The sequence below is a fragment of the Kitasatospora sp. NPDC058492 genome, assembly GCF_042720685.1.
GTDB lineage: Bacteria > Actinomycetota > Actinomycetes > Streptomycetales > Streptomycetaceae > Kitasatospora.
Map to the genome: position 1 here is coordinate 1 of NZ_JBHXMU010000146.1, position 1712 is coordinate 1712.

Genomic DNA, 1712 nt, shown 5'->3' on the forward strand with positions numbered 1-1712 from the left:
CCGGAGTTGTTGCCGTCGCAGCCGCCGTGGTCCTGGTCCTCGCAGGGGGTGCAGGCCACGATGGTCACGGTGTTGCTGGTCGCCGTCACCGGGGTGCCGTCGGGGGTGGTGCCGGTGACGGTCGCGGTGTCGGTGATCTTCCCGGCCTGCACGTCGGCGTCGGCGGTGGAGTAGGTCGCGGTGCAGGTCGTGGACGCGCCCGGGGCCAGGGTGGTCACCGGGCAGGAGACGGCGGGGGTGCCCGGACCGGAGTCCGTCACGGCGATCGAACCGAGCGTCGTGTCACCGGTGTTGGTGACGGTGAAGGTGTAGTGCAGGGCCTGGCCGGCGGCGGAGAACGAGGTCTCCTGGACGGCCTTGACGATCTTCAGCCCGGCGTAGGGCACGGTCACCTTGTTGCTGGTCGAGGTGACGGTCCGGCCTCCGGGAGCGCTCCCGGTCACCTGGGCGGTGTCGACGACCTTGCCCGCGGCGACGTCGGCGTCGGTGGTGACGTAGGTCGCGGTGCAGTTCTCGGAGACGCCCGGCGCGAGCGGGCCGGTGGGGCAGGTGACGGTCGGGGTGCCGGGGCCGTTGTCCACCACGCCGATGTTGGTCAGCGGCTGGGCGCCGGTGTTGGTGACCGTGTACGTGTAGTGGATGGTCTGCCCGGCGGCGGTGTACTGCGCCTCGGCGGCCTTCTTCACCACCGTGATCGCGACCAGCGGGGTGTTCACCTTGTTGCTGGTCGTGGTGACGCTCTGGCCGCCCGGGTCGGTGCCGGTGACCTGGCCCTGGTCGGGCACGTTCTGGGCGGCGACGTCCGCCGCCGTCGTGACGTAGGTGGCCTGGCAGGTGGTGGACTGGCCGGGCGCGAGCTGGTTGGTTCCGCAGCCCGAGACGGTGACGCCGGGCGTCAGGTCGGTCACCGTCACGCCGGTCAGCGCGACCTGGCCGGTGTTGGTGACGGTGTACGTGTAGTTGAGCGTCTCGCCCGGGGCCTGGAAGTTCGGCTGGACGGCCGACTTCGTGATGGTCAGCGCCCGCAGCGGCACGACGACCTGGTTGCTGGTCGAGGTCACCGTCTGGGTGCCGACGGTGCCGGTGAGGTTCGCCGTGTCGGTGATCGTGCCCGCCGCCGCGTCCGCGGCGGTCGCGGTGTAGGTGGCGGTGCAGTTCTCCGTGGCGCCGGCCGCGAGCGGGCCGGGCGGGCAGGTGACCGTCGGGGTGCCGGGGCCGGTGTCGGTGACCGCGATGTTCGTCAGCGGCACACCGGCGTTGTTGGTGACGGCGTAGGTGTAGTGGATCGTCTGCCCCGCGACGAACGAGCTCTCCGCCGCGGACTTGTCGATCATGGGGGTGGGGACGTTGACCAGCACGGTGGTGGTGCAGCCCGTCGCGGTCGCGCAGGTGCCGCCCGCGATGGTGGGCGCGACGTTGTTGGTCAGCGCGTAGTTGCCGGTGTCGGGGCTGTTGACCGTCACCTGGTACGTCACGGTCACGGTGGACCCGGCGGCGGGCGGCGCGGTCAGTGTGCCCGACCAGGTCAGGGTGTTCCCGGTGACGGCGGCCGTTCCGGAGCTGGCCGTGACGGAGCCGGGCACCAGCGTGCTGTCCGTCAGCACGGCCGAGAGGTTGTCACTGAAACCCGCGAAGGTGGCCGGGTTGGTGCCGGTGTTGGTGACGGTCTCGGTGTAGGTCAGGGTGTCGCCCTCGTTCACCGGGCCGGTCGG

At 71.4% G+C, this 1712-nt stretch carries 1 pseudogene; it reads right to left on the reverse strand.

From position 1 onward, the window contains the following. Positions 1 to 1712 (reverse strand): annotated as a pseudogene (locus ACFWPI_RS39480) (hypothetical protein); the annotation flags it as partial.